General features: G+C 64.9%; 18 protein-coding genes and 4 pseudogenes. 7 read left to right on the top strand and 15 right to left on the bottom strand.

Annotated features, from left to right (window positions below; all coding sequences use genetic code 11):
• Window positions 1–21 precede the first annotated feature (21 nt).
• From ACCQ00_RS17195 to ACCQ00_RS17175, 5 genes and pseudogenes are all read right to left on the bottom strand, one after another.
• Window positions 22–1,044 carry an IS3 family transposase gene (locus ACCQ00_RS17195; protein WP_236493351.1) on the bottom strand — a complete coding sequence of 341 codons (1,023 nt, stop codon included), beginning with the start codon at window positions 1,042–1,044 and terminating at the stop codon, window positions 22–24.
• Window positions 1,017–1,166 (bottom strand): annotated as a pseudogene (locus ACCQ00_RS17190) (transposase); the annotation flags it as partial. The pseudogene ACCQ00_RS17190 and the gene ACCQ00_RS17195, both read right to left, overlap by 28 nt.
• A 230-nt stretch (window positions 1,167–1,396) precedes the next feature.
• Window positions 1,397–1,735: a hypothetical protein gene (locus ACCQ00_RS17185; RefSeq protein WP_039575660.1), complete on the bottom strand. Its 339-nt coding sequence runs from the start codon at window positions 1,733–1,735 to the stop codon at window positions 1,397–1,399.
• A 550-nt stretch (window positions 1,736–2,285) separates the two neighbouring features.
• Window positions 2,286–3,239 carry a DegV family protein gene (locus ACCQ00_RS17180; RefSeq protein WP_039575663.1) on the bottom strand — a complete coding sequence of 318 codons (954 nt, stop codon included), beginning with the start codon at window positions 3,237–3,239 and terminating at the stop codon, window positions 2,286–2,288.
• Between the two features lie 552 nt (window positions 3,240–3,791).
• Window positions 3,792–4,610 (bottom strand): annotated as a pseudogene (locus ACCQ00_RS17175) (IS3 family transposase); the annotation flags it as partial.
• Between the two features lie 65 nt (window positions 4,611–4,675).
• Between ACCQ00_RS17175 and ACCQ00_RS17170 the strand changes: the two are divergent.
• Window positions 4,676–5,902, top strand: a complete 1,227-nt coding sequence (locus ACCQ00_RS17170) for an IS256-like element ISXax1 family transposase (RefSeq protein WP_011345585.1) — start codon at window positions 4,676–4,678, stop codon at window positions 5,900–5,902.
• A gap of 53 nt (window positions 5,903–5,955) precedes the next feature.
• Here ACCQ00_RS17170 and ACCQ00_RS17165 read toward each other — a convergent pair.
• A pseudogene (locus ACCQ00_RS17165) lies at window positions 5,956–6,216 on the bottom strand (transposase); the annotation flags it as partial.
• A gap of 200 nt (window positions 6,217–6,416) precedes the next feature.
• On the opposite strand from ACCQ00_RS17165, the gene ACCQ00_RS17160 reads away from it, so the two are divergent.
• Entirely contained in the window at window positions 6,417–7,232 is an 816-nt protein-coding gene (locus ACCQ00_RS17160) for a GH12 family glycosyl hydrolase domain-containing protein (protein WP_039573736.1), read from the top strand.
• 394 nt (window positions 7,233–7,626) lie between these two features.
• Here ACCQ00_RS17160 and ACCQ00_RS17155 read toward each other — a convergent pair whose 3' ends face one another.
• The 4 genes and pseudogenes from ACCQ00_RS17155 to ACCQ00_RS17140 all read right to left on the bottom strand — a co-directional run bounded on the left by ACCQ00_RS17155 (window position 7,627) and on the right by ACCQ00_RS17140 (window position 12,908).
• Window positions 7,627–9,240: a rhamnogalacturonan lyase B N-terminal domain-containing protein gene (locus tag ACCQ00_RS17155; RefSeq protein ID WP_039573734.1), complete on the bottom strand. Its 1,614-nt coding sequence runs from the start codon at window positions 9,238–9,240 to the stop codon at window positions 7,627–7,629.
• A gap of 354 nt (window positions 9,241–9,594) precedes the next feature.
• Window positions 9,595–9,921 (bottom strand): annotated as a pseudogene (locus ACCQ00_RS17150) (hypothetical protein).
• Between the two features lie 300 nt (window positions 9,922–10,221).
• Window positions 10,222–11,502, bottom strand: a complete 1,281-nt coding sequence (locus tag ACCQ00_RS17145) for an amidohydrolase family protein (protein WP_039573727.1) — start codon at window positions 11,500–11,502, stop codon at window positions 10,222–10,224.
• A complete protein-coding gene (locus ACCQ00_RS17140) occupies window positions 11,499–12,908 on the bottom strand; it encodes an amidohydrolase (RefSeq protein ID WP_039584112.1) in 1,410 nt (469 codons plus the stop codon). Before ACCQ00_RS17140 ends, ACCQ00_RS17145 begins: the two co-directional genes overlap by 4 nt.
• A gap of 133 nt (window positions 12,909–13,041) precedes the next feature.
• On the opposite strand from ACCQ00_RS17140, the gene ACCQ00_RS17135 reads away from it, so the two are divergent.
• Window positions 13,042–13,608: a DUF924 family protein gene (locus tag ACCQ00_RS17135; protein WP_180301649.1), complete on the top strand. Its 567-nt coding sequence runs from the start codon at window positions 13,042–13,044 to the stop codon at window positions 13,606–13,608.
• Window positions 13,609–13,762: 154 nt separating this feature from the next.
• Here the strand turns inward: ACCQ00_RS17135 and ACCQ00_RS17130 are convergent, their stop codons facing one another.
• Window positions 13,763–14,632, bottom strand: a complete 870-nt coding sequence (locus tag ACCQ00_RS17130) for a hypothetical protein (protein ID WP_039572560.1) — start codon at window positions 14,630–14,632, stop codon at window positions 13,763–13,765.
• 198 nt (window positions 14,633–14,830) lie between these two features.
• On the bottom strand, window positions 14,831–15,757 hold the full coding sequence (gene grxD / locus ACCQ00_RS17125; protein WP_039572563.1) for a Grx4 family monothiol glutaredoxin: 927 nt from the start codon (window positions 15,755–15,757) through the stop codon (window positions 14,831–14,833).
• Between the two features lie 45 nt (window positions 15,758–15,802).
• Between grxD and ACCQ00_RS17120 the strand changes: the two genes are divergently transcribed.
• Window positions 15,803–16,594 carry a polysaccharide deacetylase family protein gene (locus ACCQ00_RS17120; protein ID WP_180301650.1) on the top strand — a complete coding sequence of 264 codons (792 nt, stop codon included), beginning with the start codon at window positions 15,803–15,805 and terminating at the stop codon, window positions 16,592–16,594.
• Between the two features lie 137 nt (window positions 16,595–16,731).
• Here the strand turns inward: ACCQ00_RS17120 and ACCQ00_RS17115 are convergent, their stop codons facing one another.
• The 3 genes from ACCQ00_RS17115 to ACCQ00_RS17105 form a co-directional block, all read right to left on the bottom strand.
• On the bottom strand, window positions 16,732–17,403 hold the full coding sequence (locus ACCQ00_RS17115; RefSeq protein ID WP_039572566.1) for a methyltransferase: 672 nt from the start codon (window positions 17,401–17,403) through the stop codon (window positions 16,732–16,734).
• A 453-nt stretch (window positions 17,404–17,856) separates the two neighbouring features.
• Window positions 17,857–18,507: an SGNH/GDSL hydrolase family protein gene (locus tag ACCQ00_RS17110; protein ID WP_039572569.1), complete on the bottom strand. Its 651-nt coding sequence runs from the start codon at window positions 18,505–18,507 to the stop codon at window positions 17,857–17,859.
• Window positions 18,507–19,778 carry a pyridoxal phosphate-dependent aminotransferase gene (locus ACCQ00_RS17105; protein ID WP_039572572.1) on the bottom strand — a complete coding sequence of 424 codons (1,272 nt, stop codon included), beginning with the start codon at window positions 19,776–19,778 and terminating at the stop codon, window positions 18,507–18,509. Before ACCQ00_RS17105 ends, ACCQ00_RS17110 begins: the two co-directional genes overlap by 1 nt.
• A 153-nt stretch (window positions 19,779–19,931) precedes the next feature.
• Here ACCQ00_RS17105 and rsgA point away from each other — a divergent pair, with 153 nt between their 5' ends.
• The 3 genes from rsgA (at window position 19,932) to ACCQ00_RS17090 (ending at window position 23,254) form a co-directional block, all read left to right on the top strand.
• Window positions 19,932–21,023 carry a ribosome small subunit-dependent GTPase A gene (rsgA, locus tag ACCQ00_RS17100; RefSeq protein WP_039572575.1) on the top strand — a complete coding sequence of 364 codons (1,092 nt, stop codon included), beginning with the start codon at window positions 19,932–19,934 and terminating at the stop codon, window positions 21,021–21,023.
• Complete coding sequence (locus ACCQ00_RS17095; RefSeq protein ID WP_039572577.1) at window positions 21,023–22,285, top strand: flavohemoglobin expression-modulating QEGLA motif protein; 1,263 nt, start codon at window positions 21,023–21,025, stop codon at window positions 22,283–22,285. The genes rsgA and ACCQ00_RS17095 overlap by 1 nt, the downstream gene beginning before the upstream one ends.
• Window positions 22,286–22,573: 288 nt before the next feature.
• A complete protein-coding gene (locus tag ACCQ00_RS17090) occupies window positions 22,574–23,254 on the top strand; it encodes a type 1 glutamine amidotransferase domain-containing protein (protein ID WP_039572579.1) in 681 nt (226 codons plus the stop codon).
• The last annotated feature ends 45 nt before the right edge of the window (window positions 23,255–23,299 follow it).

Genomic DNA, 23,299 nt, shown 5'->3' with positions numbered 1-23,299 from the left:
CGCCCAGGGTTCCGTAGACACTCAAGACCCTCGTTGCGCGTAGCGCCGTTCAAACTCTACAGGGGACAGGTCACCAGTTGAACCGTGGCGGCGGTTGGGGTTGTAGAACATCTCGATGTAGTCGAATACCTCGGCGCGTGCGGCGTCCTTGGTGGGATAGATTCGTCGCCTGATCCGCTCGCGTTTGAGCAGGCCGAAGAAGCTCTCCACGGGTGCGTTGTCGTGGCAGTTGCCACGCCGACTCATGCTGCACACCAAGCCATGGGACGCCAGGAAACTCTGCCAGTCATCGCTGGTGTAGACCGACCCTTGGTCTGAGTGAACCAAGCAACCAGCATTGGGTTTGCGCCGCCACACCGCAGACAACAAGGCCTGCACGACCAACTCGGTGTCGGCCCGATCGCGCATCGCCCAGCCGACGACCTGCCTGGAAAACAGATCGATCACCACAGCCAGGTACATCCAGCCTTCGTGCGTGCGGATGAAGGTGAAATCGCTCGCCCAGGCCGTGTCCGGCTCGGTCACGTCGAACTGTCGGTCAAGCAGGTTGGCCGCCGCCTTGCACTGCATCCCTCCATGGAAGCGCGGTTTGCGACCATAGCCCACCTGGGCACGCAATCCCTCGGCGCGCATCAATCGATGCACCCGATGGCGACTGCAACGCTCACCCAGATCGCGTAGATCCTTGGCGATCTTGCGATGCCCATACACACTGCCGCTGGCCAGCCAGTGGTGCTTGATCAGCCCCAGCAGGCGTTCGTCTTCCTTGGCGCGCTCACTGTCCGGCGACTTTAGCCACGCGTAGTATCCAGCCCGGTTCACCCGCAACACCCGGCACATCGCACACACCCTGAACTCCCCGCAGTGGGCTTGCATGAAGGCGTACTTTGCCTTTACCCCTTGGCAAAGTACGCGGCGGCCTTTTTTAGGATGTCGCGCTCCTCGGTCACTCGACGCAACTCTGCCTTCAGCCGCCGAACCTCGGCGCTCTGGTCCACCTCGGCGCGCTGTACCACGCCGGGCTTGCCGAACTTGCGCAGCCAGGCGTACAGGCTGTGCGTCGTGACACCCAGCCGCTCGGCGACGTCTGCCACCTTGAACCCACGATCCGTCACTTGCCGGACCGCCTCGATCTTGAACTCATCCGTATACCGCTTGCTGCTCATAGACATCTCCGAATCGACTATTTTCCATGGCCATGAGATGTCTAGGAAACCCTGGGCGTATCATGCCGCTTTTGGTGTATGCCGTTGGAGATGCCGTCCGGTGGATGAGGGGCGGGTGCCGCGCCGATGCAGTGCATGGCTTCAGGTGCCGCCGAGTGGCCTGCCGCACCCGCTCTGCCATCGGCGGCGTCGTGCAATGCCAGCACTGCCGACACATTGCGCATGGCCGTTCAACGAACGTCGCGCAGTTCCCAGTGCGAGCCAGCCAGGGCCTGCATGCGCTGTTTGAACAGGTCGCCGGGAATACTTGTCGTTGCGACCAGATCGATGCGCAGGTCGTGCTGCTTGCCGGTGACCGTGGCGGCCGGGTCGGTGATGCCCAGGCTGGGATCCACCTCGTCAGGATCGGTCAGTAGCTGGCGCCAACGGTCGAACCACGCCGGATCGCGCAGTGCCGCCTGCAATTGCTCGGCAAAGGCCTCGGCGCCATTGGCAGTGAAGCTCACCGAGGGCGCGCTGCCACGGGCGAGCTTGGGATCGGGCAAGCTGATCGAATAGCTGACAGGCATATGCAAGGCTCAGATGGAGGACGCGGGCACGGTAGTGCAGCTTAAGTGAGCATGCCGTCGACGGGCGGGCGGGTGCTGCGGATGAACTATCAGCTTTGTCCAAGCAGATGGCTGCCGATCCTTATGTGTACCTCCGGCTTGGGCAACTTCTGCTGCTGTGGGTAGGCTGACGTTGAGCTGCTCAGGTATTGATCTGCAGTTAGTTTGGATCGCAGCGCTACCCGGCAGCGCAGTACTTGCCAAGAAAGTGGAAGACCCAGTTGGCGCGCGGCTAATCTGGGCTTTGCTGCCTGAAGCCTGCCAACCCACCATCTCAGGTATGCGGCAGATACGTCACTGCAAGGTCGCCTGCTGTGCGGACAACAATGACCAACGTAAAGCGCTTTCAATTAGTCATCGATTGCGCGGCGCCTCAACGCACCAAGCCTGCAGGAGGCGCATGCACTACGTGCGCGAACCACCCCAGCGTCGAGTCCGACGCTGAATGCATCGCAAGCTCAACGTATTGGATCTTGGGCCGCGGCGAGCACATCGCACCCTCGTCCATGCCTCAGGCCGAAAACGTGTGTGGCTCGGCAGCAAATCCGACCGCCAAGGCACCCTTGCCGACGTTGACCATGCCGGTCAGGCTCATCACGCTTTCCAGGAGCTCCACGCCGTGGCTCTGGCAGGCGCCTTGCAGTGCGGCGTAGCCGGGCAGGACATGCAGCTCGGCCAGCTCGGCCAGCTCGCCGCCGTAGCCCACGCACACCGTTGGCGTCATCAGGCCGTCGCGAATCTTGCGCACTGTGAAGCCGAACAGCTTTTCGGCCGAAGGTTCGAAACCCTTGAGCTTGGCCACCGGCTCGGTGACGCCGCGGTACGCGCGCAGCACCGGTTTGATGTCCAGCGCGCTGCCGAGCGCGGCACCGATCAGGCCGACGCTACGATCGCCCTTGCTGCGTGCGCGTGCGCGCAGGTAATACAGATCGCGTGGAATCATGTAGCCATAGGTGTGCTCGGCCAGCTGTTCCAGGCGGGTACGGATGGCCGCCACGCTCTGGCCCTGGTCGCGCAGGCGGACCGCTTCCACCGCGGTGATGCCCTGGCCGGCGAACAGGTTGAGCGTGTCGATCACCCGTAGCGCGAATGGCGAGGTATGGCCTGCGGCCTGCCGGATCGGCTTGTAGTCGTTGAGGATCGCGAAGCTGGCCTGCATCGCATTGTCGAAGATCTGGCTGCGCAGTTTGGAGATGGTCAGGCAGAACACATGGTCGTAGTCGATGACCAGTTGCTGCAGGAACAGATCGCGGATCTGGTTGACCGAAAACGGCGTGGTTTCCGCTTCGTGCCCTCGCTCGGCCACATGCGCCTGCAAGAAGCTCAGCGTGGCTTCCTCGTCGCGATGATCGGCCAGCACGGCATCGCCGATACGCACGCTGATCGGCAGTACGATGATGTTGTGATGTTGGATGAAGTCCTGCGGCAGATCGCACGCGCTGTCCACCACGATTCCGATACGCATCGTCGCCCCCTTTCGGCTGTTGCGTTTGTCTGTAGTGCAAACGCTATCGCAAAACGGCCCGGCCGCGTAGGCCTGAGGTGGAGCTTGTTCCGGGCACCGATCGTGCGGATGTCAGGCGGACCGATGCAGACCCGTGGCAGCGACGCCGCACTGCGTTGAAAGACAACATTGCATGCGCAAGCGACGCCGCCGGCACGTACGCCGCCGGGCGATGCGTATGTGGCTGTGCACCATTTAGCGCTCCCGCACTTGGATGTCTTCGCACGAAACCTGCCGCTGCGCGCTCCTCGTGTGGCCTAAGTGCCAGCCAGCGCACGCTGCAAGTGCAAGGTGGCGCCCGCTATCGCACTTGGCCGGGTGGTAATCCCCCCACTTTTAGCGGTCGCCAGAAGTGGAGCTAAGGAAGCTCTGAACAACTATTTCGCGAGCTTACGATTGAGAGCCGGGGCAATTGCCATCTCGTGCAAGTGCTTGATTTCAAGTACTGGAAATCGCCACGATCAACCGAAATTCCCAATTTGCTCGCGGTCCAGGGCTTTGTTCAGAGGTTCCCTAAGCGGCCATCGCCAACTTCATGGCAGGCGTGATGCCGCCGAGCGCCATATTCGGACGCTCGTGGTTGTACGTCCATAGCCAGCGGGTGGCTTTGTCCTGCACCTGGTCGATGGTGTCGAACAGGGTTTGGGCGAGCCAAGCGTAGCGGATGGTGCGGTTGTAGCGTTCAACGTAGGCGTTCTGCTGTGGCTTGCCCGGCTGGATGTGCTCGACCCGGATGCCATGCCGCTGCGCCCAGGACAGCAACGCGCCACTGATGTATTCAGGGCCGTTGTCGCAGCGGATCACGGCGGGCTTGCCGCGCCACTCGATGATCTGCTCCAGCGATCGGATCACCCGGGCTGACGGCAGCGACAGGTCGACCTCGATCCCCAGCCCCTCGCGATTGAAGTCGTCGAGCACATTGAACAGCCGGAAGCTGCGGCCGTCGGCCAACTGGTCGTGCATGAAGTCCATCGACCAGACCTGGTTGATAGCCTCCGGCACCGCCAGAGGCTCGGGCCGCTCACGCACCAGCCGCTTCCTCGGCTTGATCCGCAGGTTCAACTCCAGCTCGCGGTAGATCCGGTAGACCCGCTTGTGATTCCAGCCAAAGCCCTTCACGTTGCGCAGGTACAGGTAGCACAGGCCAAAGCCCCAGTCGCGATGGGCGGTCGTCAGGCGGATCAGCCAGTCGGCGATCCGGGCGTTCTCCTCGCTGGCCTTGGCCTGGTAGCGGAAGCAGGTCTGGCTCACCGCGAAGGTCTGGCAGGCGTGGCGGATGTTCGTGCGCCCGCTCGTGACCGCCGATTGGGCCATCTCGCGTCGCTGAGATGGGGCGTGTCCTAGATTTTGTGTAACCGGGCCACAGGCAGGAGACTGCCACCTAACCCGGAGACACCATGAGCCCACGCACACATGAGGTACCCGACGAGCTGCTTAGCAGCCTGTTGGTCAACTACACCAAACCCGAGGATCTGATCGGCGAGAACGGCCTGCTCAAGCAGCTGACCAAGCGGTTGGTGGAGCGGGCGCTGGACGCGGAGATGACCGAACACCTCGGTCATGACAAGCATGAGCCGGTCGCCAACGCGGCCGGCAACACGCGCAACGGACGCAGCCGCAAGACGCTCAAGGGCGAGTTCGGCGAGCTGCCGATCGAGATTCCGCGTGATCGCCACGGCAGCTTCGCGCCACAGCTGATCCCCAAGCACCAGACCCGCTGGGCCGGCTTCGATGACAAGATCTTGTCGTTGTACGCGCGCGGCATGACCGTGCGCGAGATCCAGTCGCACCTGGAGGAGATGTACGGCACCGAGGTGTCGCCGAGTCTGATTTCCTCAGTCACCGATGCGGTCGTCGAGGAGGTCAAGGCGTGGCAGGCGCGGCCACTGGATCCGGTCTATCCGATCGTCTATCTGGACTGCATCCACGTCAAAGTGCGCGAGGGCGCGGTGCGGGTCAAGGCGGTGTACCTGGCCATCGGCATCACCATGGGCGGCGAGAAGGAAGTGCTGGGCCTATGGCTGGCGCAGGCCGAGGGTGCCAAGTTTTGGCTGCAAGTCGTGACGGAGCTACGCAACCGCGGGGTGCAGGACATCTTCATTGCCTGCGTCGATGGCCTGAAGGGGTTTCCCGAGGCGATCGAGGCGGTGTTCCCGCAGACCACCGTGCAGCTGTGCATCGTGCACATGGTGCGGCACAGCCTGAACTACGTCTCGTGGAAACGCCGCGCCGAGGTTGCCGCCGATCTCAAGCGCATTTACGCCTGCGCCACCGTCGAGGAGGCCGAGCAGGCACTGACCGAGTTCGAGGCCAAGTGGGACGCCCAGTACCCGCCCATCAGCCAGTCATGGCGGCGCAATTGGTCACGACTGATCCCGTTCTTCGACTACCCACCGGAGATCCGCAAGGTGATCTATACGACCAACGCCATCGAGTCGGTCAACATGAGCCTGCGCAAGCTGACCAAGAACCGCGGCGCGTTCCCCAGCGACGAAGCCTTGATGAAACTGTTCTACCTGGCTCTGCGCAACATCACCAAGAAATGGACGCTGCCGATCCGCGACTGGAAGGCTGCGCTGAACCGCTTTACGATCCAGTTCGAGGGGCGACTTCCTCAGCGGTAACCCAAACCACGGTTACACAAAATTCTGCACACGCTCCTGAGATGGCCTCACCATTTTTTTGCGAGCGCTTCCTTCAGCAGGTCGGTACTGAGCTGCGCCTCGGCGTACATCTTCTTGAGCCGGCGGTTCTCCTCCTCCAGCTCCTTCATGCGCGCGACCATGGACACGTCCATGCCGCCGAACTTGCTGCGCCACTTGTAGAACGTGGCCGAGCTGATGCCGTGCTCGCGGCACAGCTCCGGCACGGGCGCACCGGCCTGGGCCTGCTTGAGCACGGCGATGATCTGGCTGTCGGTAAAGCGGGACTTCTTCATGGAACCTCCTCGGGAAAGGGGGCGAGAAAATTCCACTTCTGGCGTCTGCTAATGGGCGGGGGGATTACCGGGTGGCGCCGCCGGAATCGTGATAGCTCCCCGCGCGGCGCCGCTGCTACGGTCCAACAACGACTGCCAAAACGGCACGTCCCGACGGCGCTGCACCAGCGCCGCCGCGCCGAATCATACGGAGAGTCACTATGCACAACTGCCCATCCAGCTCCCTTGTCCAGACGTGCGCCCAGGCGCCGACCACGCGGCGGCGCGCTGCGCGCTGGTGGACCGCAGCGCTCGCTTTCGGTCTGGCCGCACTCGCCCCGGCGGCGCTCGCCGGCCCGTACAAGATCTTTGGCAACCACTATGCATGGGTGAACAATTTCAACGATCCCAACAACATCATCCAGGGCACGTTCGGCACCGGCACTACGCCGGAATTGACGGTCACCTTCAATTTCGCCGACTACAACTTGTATGGCTATCCGGCGATCGTGCGCGGCTGGCATTACAACTGGAATCCGACCACCGACACGCTGTTCCCCAAGCAGATCTCCTCGATCAGCTCGCTGCCGTTCAAATTCAACTACAGCGCAGGCGGCACCAATCTGGCCGGTGATTTCGCCTACGACATCTTCTTTCGCTGGGACACCGCCAAGGGCAATCCGCAGCTGGAAGTGATGATCTGGGGCGACCACAATTCCTGGCCGATCGGCACCGTGACTGCGACCAAGGTCATCACCGCGGGCGGGCGCACCTTCGACCTGTGGGAAGGCCTCAATTCCGGCGCCGGCTATTACGTCTACACCTTCATTCCGACCGGGACCGCCGGCCAGCCGACGCTGAAGACCAGCGGCAGCCTCAACGTGGATGCCAAGCCGTTTCTGACCTGGCTGCAGAACAATCGCTCCAAGGATGGCCGCTACAGCAACAGCATGTATCTGCATGCGGCCGAAGCGGGGTTTGAAGTGGTACGCGGCAATGGATGGGCCAAGGTCAGCGCGACCTTGGATGCGAAGTAAGCGCAGTCCCCGCTGTGTTGTGCGTGTCGGCGGTACCGGTCGGCACGCACACGGTGTGTGTCGACGTTGGACAAGTCGCCGCCTGTGCGTCGTTCGCTAGTCAATGCCTGCGCAGCGCGCTGTGCACATGACAACGACATGCCGTGTGTGGCACCTGTCGTTTTGGCGTCGCATATCGGATGAGCTCACGGTGAGCAATGCGCAGGGATGACTGCGCCCGCGTGGCATGTGGTCGCGAAGGTGCTGGCGCGCAATGATGTGGAGCAGCGAACAACGTGCCGCTACACGGCCGGTGCCGGTGCGAAGAACATCGGAACAGCTGAGCGCTGCATGCCGACGCCACGCACCGGCTGCACGTGCCTGGCCGCTGCGCGGATCATGTGTTCGGACGCTGCTATAACGCCACCAGCTGAATGCTGTCGAACACGATTGCCGGGCCGAGGTAGCCGTTGTCGGGGGAGCCGGAGGCAATGCCGATCTCGATGCGGTTGTTGCCGGCCTGCAAGGCAGAGGCGGGGATGTCCACTTCGTAAAGGGTATTGTTGCCGCGCGCAGTGCCGCGCGTGATGCCGCGTGTCTTTGGTTGCGTGGGCGCAGCAGGCAGCGGGCCGTTCCAGCGTGCATTCACGCTGATCTGAGGCCGTGCGCCGCCCTGTGCCAACGGCACGAAGACACGCAGGCGATAGCCGCGCACCTCATTGGCGGGCAGGGTGAAGTCGATCCGGCTCGGGGTGTTGATGCCGCGCCACTGCACTGCCGGAAAGCTGCTCAGGCTGCTCGATCCCACGGTGTAGGTCGCCGCCGACCAGTGCATGCGCGCATCGGAAGGGTGCGCCCGCGGCAACAGGTCCGCATATCTGAATCCCGCTGGCGTGCCATCGGGAATGCCGATCTGCCACTTCACCGTGCCCGGCAAGGCAACTGCCTGCAGTGCGGCGTGCGCAGTGGCGCCGGCGGAAACCTCGATGTCGCGTTGTGCGACCTCCAGTTCGTTTTGATAGAGCGTCATGCGATAGCTGCCCGGGCGAACACCCGTCACCTGGTAGTCCCCATTGCCGTCGGCGGTGGCCCAGTACTGCGCCTGCGCGTTGCGCAGACCGATGACGGCCGGCTGGCCCTGCAGCACGCCGCCGACGTGCCCGCTCACGGTGCCGCGCCCGCTTGCCGGCACATCACCGCTCAAGCCCAGCGTGGCATCGACGAACGCAGTATCCAGCTGCGCACTCGACGGCAAGCTCCCATCGGTGAACAGCAGCCCGTACACCCCGTGCAGGCCGCCGCGAAAGGCCTCGGTCTGGGTGTGATCGGAATACATGTAGTTATAGAGCTCATGCGTCACGCTGGTTTTCTGGGTGGCGATGTCCTTGAAGAACGGGCCGCCCGCGCTGTGCTCGCGGTTGCCCATCAGCATGAATACCGCGACGCCAGGTCCACTGATGCCATGCACCTGGTCGTCCATCATTCGACGTGCGGAATAGAATTTGGAACTGGTGCGCCCATCCGGCAACACGAAGACATCGTTGCCTTCGATCGCTGTGCCGACGTTGGAATCGGGTTCCTGCTGCGCATTCGGCAACTTGGACACGTTCAAGCGGGCGACGAAGCGTAATTCGCCCACCGGCAGCAAGGTTGGCGCAGCGGTGGCCATGTAGATCGCGTTGCGGCCCTTGCGTGCGATGTAGTACTGGACCAGGTCGCCGGCCTTGGCCGACACCACGATCGTCCCGCCAACGATGCGTGCATCCACGCTGGCACTGCCTAGCCCCGACGCGAGGTGCGAGCCCTTCGATTCGGTGGTCTGCAGTTCGTTGCCGCGATAACGCATCGAGACGATGTCGCCATTTCGGGCATCGATGGCAAACACCAGCTCGGCGCCGGTGTCGACGATCACGCGGTCGCCGCTGCGGCTGATCCCGAAGTCGGCCAGCGCAGGTGCGCTGACGCCGGCATACAGCAGCAGTACGCAGACGAAGTGATGCCGACGATGGCGAAGCAGTCTGGCCAGCATTCGGAAGCAAGGCATGGTCGCGATGCATGCGCGCGATGCTAGGCGAGTGCTGAAGACAAAGACTGTGCGCACTGTTCGAAATTCCAGCGATCGAGTGGGGAGTCGTTGGCCAACCGCGGCATCGCCGAGCGTCGGCACAGTGGGCAACCGCAAAGCGCCGGCCTGGCGCCCGCAGTCGAAGAGGCTACCAAAAACCTTGAGAGCCGTTGCCGGTTGTCGGTTGGCGTGGACGGCATCCGGCAACCGCGCTGCACGAGCGGGACATGCGGCACGGATCTGCGGCCGCTTTCGGCCTGGCGGTGACGCAGTCGCCTTGCCAGCTGCCTCTGCGACGCACCGGCGTCGGTGCGCGGCTCAGCGCAAGGCATCCTGTGCCGAGACGATGTCCGCCATCCATTGCGTGCGCTTGCCGATCACGAAGCGGTATTGCGTTTGGTCATCCAGCCGCACCGCCAGCGACGTCGGCGCGATCGGCAGCAGGCCGAGCAGGCGCGTCTAGCAGGGCCGGACCGCCACGATCTGCCGCAAGGGCACGCTCAGCGACTGGCGCTGCACATTGAACGCATGCGGCTGAAACAGCAGCGCATCGGCGGTGAGAATCAGGCGCCCGCCCACTGCTTCCATTCCGCGCTGCAGATTGGCAGGTGCCTGGCGCAATACCGCACGTTCGATCGAACGCAAGCCGCTACCGTGGAAGAGCGAGCTCACGGTTGGGCAATGGCGAGGTGGGTACGCGGCGTGTGCCGTGGCAAGACGCCAAGGCGGCCAAGCGCTCTCAGGAGCGAAACCGAAAACATGCGATAGGCCTAGTGGGAAACATCATGACAGCGAAGGCGGCCGGCAAGATGCGGCAGGACTCCCTGACAGTACATCGCCTGTGCACAGCAACGAGGTGGTGAAGCGGTGCGCCGGTACCCGCTGTGCCGGCACGCTAACGATGAAAGACATGCTCAGGTGGCGCTTGAGCACCCCAGCGCACGCCTACTTCAGGTAGGCGCGCGGCAGCGGGCCGGCCTGCTGCAGGTAGCGGTCGCGCAGCTCGCTCTGGCGCGATCGCATCGGCATGTCGCGGCCGCCCAGCCAGACCTGCTCGGCATAATGCGCCACATCCAGCGGGTCGCCTTCCCACAGCACCAGGTCGGCCTGCTTGCCGACCGCAATGCTGCCGATGCGATCGCCCACGCCAAAGATGTCTGCGGGCACGCGGGTCAGACCGGCCAGGCCGGCTTCCCAGGGCAAGCCATTGGCAACTGCATTGCCGGCCAGCTGGCGCAGCTTGCGCGCGTTATGCGAGGCATCGCCGTTCTGGGTAAAGCTGACCTCCACACCGGCAGCGCGCAGACGTGCAGCATTTTCCAGCGTCGCGCCAATCTGGTCGAAGGTCGATGGCAGATCCGCCAGCGCGTCGACCAACACCGGCACCTTGGCCTGCGCCAGTTGCGGCGCGAGCTTCCAGGCTTCGGCGCCGCCGGCAATGGCAATGCGCACCTTTTCGCGCTGCGCCCAGCGCAACAGCTGGCGGATGTCGGCTGCCCGTTCCACCTGCACCACGATGCGACCCTGGCCGGCCAGATAGTGCGCGAGGACACCGCGTCCAACCGGGGTCAGCAATGCATGCGGCGAATCGGCCGGGATACGCCCGCGTGCCTCGGCGACCAGTTGATCCAGCAACATCCACTGCGCCGCGCGCGAGCTGCCGGTGAGATCTGACGCCGCTGCACCGATGCGAACAAACAAGGCATGCGGACCGACCGGATCCGGACTGCCATCCAGCCGCACGATGCCGCCCTGGCCGGCGATGAAGGCGCCACTGGTGGTCGCCCCCAGCGCGGTGAAGCCGATGCCCTCCACGCGCGCCACCGGCACCAGCACCGAGTCGGGGTTGTAGGCCAGGGTGACGTCGAATTCCGGGCGCATCGGTTGATCGGCCAGTTTGACGCCGCTGTCCACCGTGCTCTCTTCGCCAGAAACCTCTTCGATGCCGATCTCGGTAATGCCGCCGAACAAGGCCGGCGTCAGTGGCCGGCCGTTCGCTTCGACCACGCGGCCATCGGCAGGCGCTGCCAGGTTGCGGCCGATGGCGCGAATCACGCCGCCCTGCACCAGCACGTCGGTGTGCTGCAGGGTGCCTTGCGCGGTGGCGGTGTGCACGGTGGCGCCGCGAATCAGCACCTGCTGGCCGAAGGCCGGCAACGCCAGCGCGGCCATCACCAGTGCCGCGATCGCGCGCAACCGCGGGTGCACAACGGTGGCGCGGCTCATCGTGCCACCTCCTGGCCGAGCATGAAGTCCGACACCGGCTGCAGTGCGCGGTTATGCCGGTCGTAGACCTGGGCGCCGTCGATATACACCTGTTCGGCCAACGCATACGAACTGAAAGGGTTGCCGTTCCAGACCACCACATCGCCCATCTTGCCCGGCTCCAGTGCGCCGGTCTGCTGCTCGATGCCGAGTGCCTTGGCAGCATTGCTGGTGAGCCAGCGGATGGCGCGCTCCGGCGGAATCTCCATGCCACTGCGGCGCGCGTTGGCGATCACCTTGGCGGCCTCCTGATTGAGCCGCTGGATGCCTTCTTCCGAATCCGAATGCACGATGGCGCAGCTGTTGGCCGGGCGATCGACCAGTGCGATGTTTTCCTGGATGCCGTCGAAGGCTTCCATCTTGAAGCCCCACCAGTCGGCCCACAGCGCGCCGCAGACGTTGTCTTGCGCCAGGCGGTCGGCCAGCTTGTACGCCTCCACGCCGTGGTGGAAGGCGGCGATGTGGAAGCCGAACTCCTTGGACAGATCCAGCATGGTCGCCATTTCATCGGCGCGATAGCAGTGGATGTGCACGCGGATATCGCCGTTGATGGCACCGGCCAGCGTGTCGAGCTTGAGATCGCGCTTGCCGCCGGCATCGCCGCTGCTGTCGTTGTCGCCGCCGCGGCTCCACCAATGGCGCTTGTTGGCGGCTTTCTTTTTCGGTGTGTTCTTCTGCAGATACTCGGCCGCATCGATGAACGCGGCGCGGTAGCCGGCCACGTTGCCCATGCGCGTGCCAGGGCCACCTTTCTGGCCGTACACGCGTTTGGGGTTTTCGCCGCAGGCCATCTTCAGGCCCCATGGTGCACCGGGGAATTTCATGCCCTGGTAGGTGGTGGAGGCGACGTTCTTGAGCGTGACGCCGCGACCGCCGATCAGATTGGCCGAGCCCGGCAGCACCTGCAGCGAGGTGATGCCGCCGGCCAGCGCAGTGCCGAAGCCGGGGTCCTGCGGCCAGATCGAATGCTCGGCCCACACGTTGGGCGTCACCGGTGCGGTCATCTCGTTGCCGTCGCTATGCGCGCTGACGCCTGGGCTGGGATACACGCCCAGATGCGAGTGCACATCGATGATGCCGGGCGTCACCCACTTGCCGGTGCCGTCGATACGGCGCACGTCAGCGGGCGCCTCGAGCGCCTTGCCCACTGCAGCCACCTTGCCGTCGCGCAGCAACACGTCGGCATCGTCCAGCCGCTCGCCGGTGCCGGTGAGCACGGTGGCGTGCTGGATCAGCACCGGAGCGGACGCGAGCGCGCGATAGGTGCTGGGATACGGGTCTTGCACGAAGCGCGATGCCGCCGCTGCCGCAGACGCAGGCCCGCACAGCACCGCCGCGCCCAGCGCGGCGAACAGGATGGAACGCATGGATTTCCCCGGTCACACGAAAACGTCAGCCGCCAACCTAGTCGTCGGCGGCGTGCTTGCCAAGTGCTGCAGGTCGAGAGCGGCGGGCTCATCACATGTATCCGTGCATGCTATGCCGAATTCGTCAGGGGATATGTCGATGATTGCCAAAACAGAGCGCAACAAGCAGGCCGATGTGGTGTTGGCTTTCTGGGAGCTGGCCGGCGCGGCGCGCTGGTTCACGCACAACGACGCCTTCGACGCCAACTTTCGCCAGCATTTCAGCGAGCAGCACTTCGCTGCCGCGCGTGGCGAGTACGCGCAGTGGATGGCGCGCGCCGAAGACGCACTGGCCTTGCTGATCCTGCTGGATCAATTTCCACGCAATGCATTTCGCGGCAGTGCGCATGCCTATGCCACCGATGGCCTGGCACTGCGGCACGCCAAGCAGGCGCTCGCCAGCGGCTTCGATCAGCAGGTGTCGGCACAACTGCGGCTGTTTTTCTACCTGCCCTTCGAGCATGCCGAAGACGCCGAGGAGCAGGCGCGCGCGGTGCAGCTGATCACTGCACTGGGCGATGCGGAGACCACCCGTTGGGCGCTGGAGCATCAGCGCATCATTGCGCGCTTTGGCCGGTTCCCGCACCGCAATGCGGTGCGGGGACGTGAAACCACGGCAGAAGAGCAGCAGTTTCTGGATGACGGCGGATTTGCCGGTTGAAGACCGGCATCGGCCATCTGCATGCCCGAAGATCGAGGTCTGCCGCGCGGCGCGGATAGCCACCGTGCGATCGCCGGGCAGACGTGGGCATAACACCGCAGAAGATGCCACCATGCGCATGCGCACCAGGCAGCGTGCAAGCCGTCAAAACCGATCAGCAGCCGCCCGGCAATGCTTGCGAACGCCAGCTGGCGCCTTCGCCGAGCAGCAGATAAAACCCGTAACTTTCGTAGCCGCTTTCGGCCAGCACGAAATCAAGCGTGCCGTTGCCGTCGACATCGCCGAACTGCAGCAGATGCGTGCGCAGCGGCAGTTCTTCGCAATCGTCGCAGCCGCTGGCAGCGTGACCCTTGCGGAACTGCCAACGGCTGCCGTCATGCTCGAAGATCGCAAGGACGACGAGCACGCCGGTGGGGTTGTCCGGGTTACCGGTCTCGATGGGATGGTTGGAGGTCAGGATCGCCACGCGTCGCTGCGGTTGCTGCGTATCGGTGACGATCTGCAGCGCCGCCAGATCCTGCGCGCGATCGGCCTTGAACGCGGCCAGCGCCTGCGCCAGGGCTGCCGGCTTGACGCGCTTGCGCAGCTGCGCGGTGCTGTTCACCTGGGCAAACAGCTCGGCCTGTTCGCTGGCAGTGGCTGCGCGGCCGGCAAAGCGCTTGCCGGAATTCACATCCACGTTCGCCAGCAGCGGCGAGTCGGGTAGCGTGGGGTTGCCCTTAAGGCGCAGCTTCGCGGTGCCGCCGCACATGCTGTTGTCGTCCACCATCAGTGCCGCAAGCCGCACGTTGCCGGCGGAAGCGCCGGCGTTGAAAACCTGTAACGGCTGGCCCAGCAGCGTCTTGGGCAGGGTCGATTCCCTGGCGACGTCCTTGCCGAGCCAGACCGGGATGTATTCCAGCGGATCGTCGCTCGGCTGGTTGTCGTAGGTCTGAACCAACAGCACCGCGCGCGACGGCTGGGCAGCGTGGGTAGCCAACGGCAGCAGCGCAGCCAGGGCGACAGAGAGCAGGCGGGTATGCATTGCAGCGATGTCCTTATGCAGGTTGATCCATGAAAAAACGGACGCTCCAGGGAGCGCCCGTTTCGGTATGCGGTGTGCCGGCCTAAGCTGCCTGCGGGCAAGCTGCAGTTACGCGCTTGTCGCAGGCGCGGCAGTCCACACAGGCAGCATGATCGGTGAGCGGCAGCCGCGACCGTGCGACGACCGCTGATGTGTTGCTCAGTATTTCGCCACGCCGTTGTCCACCTCGTCCGACCAGGCATCGATGCCGCCGGTGACGTTGTAGACGTTGGTGAAGCCCAGGCCACGGAAATGTTCGGCGGCCTGCAGGCTGCGGCCGCCGCGGTGGCACAGGAACGCCAGCGGGGTGTCCTTGGGCAACTGTTCGATGGCGGCAAGCTCGTGCGCATCCAGCGTGCGGAACGGTGCGGCCACCGTGGCCAGCGCGCGCTCGTCGGCCGGGCGCACGTCCACCAGGGTCAGGCTGCCGGCCTTGAGCCGGTCGTCGGCGTCGCGCACCGACAACTCCTGCACCGGCTTGGGCGCATTGGGGTTATCGATGGCCAGGCCACGGCCGCGGATGTCGTCGACCCAATCGATGGTGATGCCATCGGCACGACGCGCGCTGGCCAGGTCGAACTGCACGCGCAGCCCGTTGGATTCAGCCGCAATCGCGTTCGGGTTGGTCGGCGCCAGCTGGAAGTTCGGCTGGAAATTGGCATCGATGGCCAGCGTCAGCGAGGCATCCGGCGCATCGGCCAGCGCACCCTTGAGCATCTCGACCGCGGCGGGGGTGATGGTGATCTTGGGCGGGCTGCGGTCGGGCGCCTGCAGGCCGAGCATGCTGCTCAGCTCGCCGCTGTCGGCCATCTGCACGATGATGTCGCTGCCGCCGATCAGCTCGCCGTCCACGTACAGCTGCGGAATGGTCGGCCAGTCGCCATAGGCCTTGATGCCCTCGCGGATTTCCTGGTCGGCCAGCACGTTGACGTGGGCATAGTCGATGCCCAGGCCGTCCAGTACGCCGACCGCCTTGGCCGAAAAACCGCACTGCGGCATGCCGGGCTGGCCTTTCATGAAGAGCACCACGCGGCTGGATTGCAGCAGCGTATCGATACGGGAACGCAGGGCGGGATCGAGAGACATGGCAGCACTTCGGTGGCAGCGTGGAGACCGGGCATTCTACGCCGCATGGCATCATTGGGCATGACCACGCCGGAAACGCTGTATCGCACCCCTTCGCGCCCGTACCGCTGGGTGGGCCTGTTTGCCCTCTCGCAGGTAGCGGTGGCCCTGCTGTGGTGGCATCTGGGCTGGGCCTGGGGGCTGCCTGCGCTGCTGCTGTCGCACGCGCTGTTCGTGGTGCCGGTGTTCCTGCCACGCGCGCGGCTGTATGCGCCGGTACTGGCGCGGCTGCCCGGTCGGGCGCCGCAGGTGTGGCTGACCATCGACGATGGCCCGTCCGACGATACCCCGGCCATCCTTGACCTGCTGGATGCGTACGACGCCAAGGCAACGTTCTTCGTGGTCGGCGCGCGTGCCGAGCAGCGTCCCGAGCTGGTGCGCGAGATGGTGCGGCGGGGGCATGGCATCGGCAACCACAGCCACACCCATCCGCAGGCCTGGTTCTGGGCGCTGGGGCCGCGCCGCATGGCGCAGGAAATCGGCCAGGCGCAGCGCGTGCTGGCCTGCATCACCGGCCAGGCGCCACGGCTGTACCGCTCGGTGGTGGGCATGACCAACCCCTTCGTCGCCTCGCCGCTGCGCGCGCACGGGCTGACCCGGGTGGCCTGGAGCGCGCGTGGCTTCGACGGCGTGCGCTGCGAGCCGGACACCACAATCGCCCGCATCGTGCGCGACCTGCAACCCGGCGCCATCGTGCTGCTGCATGAAGGCGCCGCGCACGGCCACAACCTCACCATCCTGCGCGGCGTGCTGGAGGCGATGCGGGCGCGTGGGTTGGTGGGGCGGCGGCCGGATTAAGCGCGACGAACAAAACGACTGCGCTCACCGCCTGGCGGGCGCGGCGCGGCATGTCACGTCCATGCATGCCAGGTTCTTCGCCCCTTCGACATCCACTCCACGATTGCTCGCCACGTGTAGCGCGTCGCCTGTCGCGCTCAGCGTGGCTCGGCCACGATCAACCAGTTGTTGAACGGCGTGTTGCCATACAGCGGCGCAAACGTGGCGCGCAGGCCGGCCGCATCCAGATGTTCCTGCAGGCTGTCGCGGGTGGGATAGCTGCGCGGCATCCGCTGCATCCAGCCGCTCAGGTGCGCCAGGACATCGGTAACACGGCTGGTGCGGCCACGGCTGCTGGCATCGCCCAGTGCGCTGCGAATCACCAGCTTCGCGCCAGGCGTGAGCATCTGCGCCACGCTGCGCAGCAGACTGGCCTGCATGTCCGCTTGCAGATACTGCAGCACATCCAGGATGGTGACGCTGCCCCGATGCTGCGGCCACGCCACGCTCAGATCGACCACCTCGAACTTGGTAGTGCCCAGGTTGGCGCGCTGCGCGATGTGCTGTGCGCGGCGAATCTTGGACGCATCCACGTCCACACCGTGATACGCCAATGCCTGACCATCGGCGTGCAGTGCATGGGCCAGCAGGCCGAGCCCGCAGCCCAGGTCCAGCACCGGCGCAGCGGTATTGCGCAGCTCGGCCAGCACGCCCGGATACAGCGGGTCGGTGCGCAGCTTGGCTTGCGTGTAGTAGTAGTCGTAGCGGTTGCCCAGCGGATGCGCCGGCAAAAAAGCGCGTGCAATCGTCAACGCCTGCGCGCGGCTCATCGGTTGGGTGGCAGTGGTGTGCAATGTCGTTCCTTGGCAATCAGGCGTGCTGCGCCGCTAGCTTAGGGCCTGCCGGGCTGGTTGGGGTAGGGCGGGTTGGCAGTTTGCGATGCGTGCCCACGGATGCATCGGTGCCTGGTATCTGACGTGCGCGCATTGAAAGGCCTGGCCGCGTCGCCCGTTGCTACCGCATGGCCTTGAAGGATGAGTGGCACAGACCGGATGCAACATTTCGCGCTACCCAAGCAAGCGCGAACCCACGCGCACAAAGCCATCGCGCCGATAAGCCCAGAACGCCACGTTGGCGTGGTGTCTTGCCAAGATCCTGGCGCGCAGTCATTCGATGGGCCTGGGCTACATGCAGGAACTGCAGCGTACGGTTGGTAGATCCTGGTCTCCGGCGCCGGCCGCAGCCACCTGGCGGCGTCGCAGTCTGTGTCGCCCAGCCTCGTTTTAGACGATGGTGTCCACCGAGCCAGTTGCCCCCAGCGCATCGCGCGCTGCCGGTAGCGCCAATGCTGTCCAGCGCGCATACATTGCACCGGAAGGATGCAAACCGTCGTCCACCAGCATGTCCACCGCATCGCCGCCATCGCGGCTGGTGGCCGTGATGTCGACAAAGCGCACGCCATGCGCACTGCAGCGGTCGACAGCGATTGCATTGAACGCATCGATCTGCGCACCGATCAATGCGACATCGCCACTTTGCGCGCGCGCAAACGGGGTCAGGCCCCAATCGGGAATCGACAGCACGAATACACGTGCCGGGTGTCCGTCTGCGAATGCAACTGCACGCAGCAGCAGGGCGTCGAACTGCTGGCGGTACTCGTCTAACGGACGCCCGCGGTACTGATTGTTGACGCCGATCAACAAGCTCACCAGCGCGAATGGCCCCTGCGGTGCAGCCGCGTCGATCCCGGCCTGCAATTCGTCGGTGGTCCAGCCGGTGGTGGCGATGATCTGCGGCGGCGCCACGTTCCAGCCGTATGCACGTAAGCCGTCGACCAGTTGCAGCGGCCAACGCTGCGCAGGCGCAACGCCTTCGCCGATCGTGTACGAATCGCCGAGCGCCAGATAGCGCAGCGGCGCGCCAAGCGCGGCCATCAGGCCACGCTGCGTGGCTTGAGTGGAACCACCTTGGTGACCGCTTCGGCGCGGCGTGCCAACGCACGGTCGATGCGGGCAAACACATCGCGCATCACACCGGCTTCCGGCATCAAGGTCACGCGGAAATGATGGCGATACGGCACGTTGAAGCTGGAGCCGGGCACCACCAGCACGCCTTCCTCGTTCATCAGATCGAGTGCGAATTCGTGATCGTCGAAGTTGCGCGCCGCCGCGCCCACTACCGCCGGGAACGCATACAGCGCCCCGGCCGGTGCCACCAGCTGCAGATGCTCGCTGGCCGCACAGGCCTCGATCACCGCGCGGCGGGTTTCATACAGACGTCCGCCGGGTGCGCACAATGCCGAGATGGTGTCCGGCCCGTTCACCGCCGCATCAATGGCGTACTGGCCTGGCACGTTGGCGCACAGGCGCAAGGCGCCGAGCAGGTCCATCGCGTTGCGCAAGTCGTTGATGCGCGCCTGCTCGCCAGAGAGCAGCGCCCAGCCCACGCGCCAGCCGCACGCGCGATGCACCTTGCTTAGCCCGCTGAAGGTGATGCACGGGTGCGTGCCGGCCAGCGGCGCGACCGGCACGAAGGCTGCGCCGTCGTACAGCACCTGGTCGTAGATCTCATCGACCATCAGCAGCAGGTTGTGCTTGGTGGCGATCGCCACGATGCGCTCCAGCAGCTCGCGCGAATAACTGGCGCCGCTGGGGTTGTTCGGATTGATCAGCACGATGGCGCGGGTGCGCGAGGACACCAGCGTCTCGATCTCCACCGGGTCCGGCTGGAAGCCGTTTTCCGGTGCGCAGCGGTAATACACCGGGCGTCCGTCGTTGAGGATGGTCGCCGCCGACCACAGCGGGTAATCGGGCGAAGGCACCAGCACTTCGTCGCCGGGATTGAGCAGCGCACGCAGCGACAGATCGATCAGTTCGCTGACGCCGTTGCCGATGAAGATCCGGTCCGGATGCGCGTCCGGATGTTGGCGCCGCGAGTACGCCTTGGCGACCGCTTCGCGCGCCTCCGGCAGGCCTTGCTGATGGGTGTACGGATCGGTGCGGCCCATGTCGTCGGCGATGGCACGCTGCAGATGCTCCGGCGCACGGAACCCGAATGCACCCGGGTTGCCGATATTGAGCTTGATCAGCTTGCGGCCCTGCGCCTCCAACTCCCGCGCTCGCAGCGCCAGTTCGCCCCGGATTTCGTAGCGGACTTCGGACAGACGCTCACGAATCGCGAGCGGCTTTTGCGGGGCAGTGGACATGCGATGGGCCGGTTGTAGGCGTGAGGCTTGGCATGGTATCGGAAATATGACAAGCGGACATGCTTGCATCAGCAACGATGTCAAGCGGCGCGTCAGCCTCCGGCCAACACACGCTTGCACAAGCCGCTGCGGCCAGCCAGCTAGAATCGCCCCATGAGCACGCCTTCCCCCGACTACCCCACCCTCCAATCCATCGGCTGGCCCTGGCCCGGGCCGCCGGAAGAGGCGGCCTGGCAGGCGATCTTCGCCGCGCATCCGCAGGCATTGCCGGCGCGGGTGGTGGAACAGCACCGTACCGGCTATGTGGTGGCCGATACGCCGGAGGCCAGCCTGAAGGCCGAGTCGTTGCCGGAGTGGCAGCGGCCGCGCTTTCCCAGCCATGAGCGGGCGGCGGTGGGCGATTGGGTGTTGATGGAGGGCAAGCGCATCGTGGCGTTGCTGCCGCGGCGCACCTCGATCAAGCGGGGGGCGGCCGGCGAGCATTACCACCAGCAGGTGATCGCGGCCAATATCGATACGGTGTTCATCGTGTGCGGGCTGGATGCGGACTTCAATCCGCGCCGCATCGAACGCTATCTGTTGCTGGTCGGCGGTGGCGGTGCGCAGCCGGTGGTGGTGCTGACCAAGGCCGACCAGACCGAATACGCCGAGGATGCGTTGGCGGTGCTGGAAGAGCTGGAGGCGCAGAATATTCCGTTGCGCGCGGTCAATGCCAAGGATCCGGCCAGCGTGGCCGCGTTGCGGCCATGGCTGGGCGACGGCCGCACGGCGGTGCTGGTGGGTTCCTCCGGTGCGGGCAAATCGACCCTGACCAATACCTTGCTCGGCACGCAGAAGATGAAGACCAATGCCGTGCGCGAGAACGATTCGCGCGGCCGGCATACCACCACGCACCGTGCGTTGATTCCGTTGCCTTCCGGCGCCTGCCTGATCGACACGCCCGGGATGCGCGAGCTCAAGCCGACCGGTGAAGAGGATCTGGCCGAAGGCGGTTTCTCGGACGTGGAGACCTTGGCGGCGCAGTGCCGCTTCAACGATTGCGCGCATATCGCCGAGCCGGGCTGTGCGGTGCGTGCGGCGATCGATGCAGGCGAGCTCGACCCGGAGCGCGTTGCCAACTACATGAAGCTGCGGGTGGAAGTGGCCAGCGCGGCCGAAAAACTTGCCACCCGTGTTGCGCAGAACAATCGCGGCAAGGGCTCGGGCAAGCGACCGGCCAGCGTCGATCGCCCCGGGCGGCGCTGATGCCGCCGCGCAAGGGGCCGCCGGACATCGTCCATCACGCGGCGCTGGATGCGCGCCTGGTCAAGGCCGTACGCGGTGTGCGTCTGCTGGCCTTGGCCAGCTGGCCGCGCTCGCTGCAGGAGCCGTTTCTCGACAGCGTGGCGCGCGGGCAGCCTAAATTGCCGCAGGTCGAGTACCCGGCACTGGATTTCGCCGATACCCGGCGCGAGCTGGCCGCCATTGCCAAGCACGCCGACCCGCATCATCCGCTGGGTGAATACCTCATCGATTCGGCGCATAGCTGGAGTCTTGCCGCAGGGTTGCTGGAGTCTTTGGGCACCACGGCGGTGAGCGATTACTCGGCGCAATTGTTCGGCGTGCCGGAGGACCCGATGCCGGGCAACGGGCCGAGCACCCGCGAAGCGGCGCAGCATTTCATCCAGATCGCGCAGGAGCTGGATCGCGAACTGATGGCGCCGGAAGAGCAGGTGCCGGTCTCGGCCACCGCCTTGCGCATGCAGTTGCAGAACGACCTGGACGGGTTTTTCGAAGGGCGCGTCATCACCGTCACGCTCGATCCGGATCTGCTGGCCAAGGCTGCGGCCGGCGCGCATCGCATTCGCTTGCGTACCGGTGCCACGTTCAGCGATTACGACCGCGCGCAGCTGTTCCATCACGAAGCGCTGGTGCATTCGCTGACGGCGCTCAACGGGCGCGCGCAGGTGCATCTGCCCAGCCTGGGCATTTCTTCCCCGCGCACGACCGCAACGCAGGAAGGCCTGGCCACGTTTGCCGAGCAGATCACCGGCAGCATCGATATCGAGCGCATGAAGCGCATCAGCCTGCGCATCGAAGCGATTGCGATGGCGCGTTCGGGTGCGGATTTCATCGAGGTATTTCGCTATTTCACCGCAGGCGGGCAGAGCGCTGCAGAAAGTTTTTCATCGGCGCAGCGCGTGTTCCGCGGCGTGCCGACCAGTGGCGGCGGTGCCTTCACCAAGGACACCGTGTATCTGCGCGGTTTGGTGGCGGTGCACACCTTCTTCCGCCATTCGTTACAGCGCGACCAGCTGCAGCTGTGCCGTTACCTGTTCGCCGGCAAGATGGCATTGGGCGATGTGGCGCGCTTTGCGCCGTTGTTCGACAGCGGCGTACTGGTCGCGCCACGCTGGCTGCCGCCGTGGGTGAGCCGTATCAGCGGGCTGGCCGGTATGTTGGCGTTCTCGTTGTTCGCCAACCGCATCCGCATGGATCAACTGCAGCCGCCGGCAATGAATGTGTGAGGCAAGGCGTTTGCTGCGGTTACGGCGCATCGCGGCGCCAGACAGTTGCTGGCGAGGCTGGCGAGACGTTGTTGGGTGAGCGCGGATGGCGCGCAGCAGCCGGCAAGTGAAAGACACATGCGGCGCCCCGAATACCGACGGCGCCTGTTAGCCGCACTCGCTTGTTGGACGCAATCGCTATGTTCATGAACATATGCAGCGGGCACCACGCGCTCTACACGGGGCTGCAACGGGCTGAACCGCACACTAGCCGCCTTGCCCGTTTGGGCCATGACACGAGGCGATACGATGAACGTTTTGATGGTGCTGACGTCCCACGACCAGCTCGGCGACACCGGCAAGAAGACCGGGTTTTGGCTGGAAGAGTTTGCCGCGCCGTATTACGTGTTCAAGGATGCAGGCGCGCAGATCACCCTGGTCTCGCCCAAGGGCGGCCAGCCGCCCCTGGACCCCAAGAGCGACGAGCCCGACGCACAAACCGAGGCGACCAAGCGCTTCAAGCAGGATCCTGAGGCGCAAAAAGCCCTGGCAAGCACGCACCGTCTGGTCGATATCAAGGCCGAGGACTTCGATGTGCTGTTCTACCCGGGTGGCCACGGCCCGCTCTGGGATCTGGCCGAAGACGCCGATTCCATCGCGCTGATCGAAGCGTTCGCCAAGGCCGACAAGCCGCATGGCCTTGTCTGTCACGCGCCGGGCGCGCTGCGTCGGGTCAAGGGCAGCGACGGCAAACCGCTGGTCAACGGCCGCCGCGTCACCGGCTTCACCAATAGCGAAGAAGAGGGCGTGGGCCTGACCAAGATCGTGCCGTTCCTGGTCGAGGACGTGCTGACCGAACTCGGTGGCAAGTACGAAAAGGGCGCCGACTGGGGCGTGTACGTGGTCACCGACGGCACCCTGGTCACCGGTCAGAACCCGGCCTCGTCGGAGAAGACCGCACAAACGCTGCTCGCGATGGCAAAGCGCTGATCTTGGCAACCGACGGGCCCTAAAAAAGCCACTTTTTCGTCGGGA

The organism is Xanthomonas sp. NCPPB 3761 (assembly GCF_041475705.2).
Taxonomy (GTDB): Bacteria; Pseudomonadota; Gammaproteobacteria; order Xanthomonadales; family Xanthomonadaceae; genus Xanthomonas; species Xanthomonas phaseoli.
This window is presented reverse-complemented; position numbering and strand designations above follow the sequence as displayed.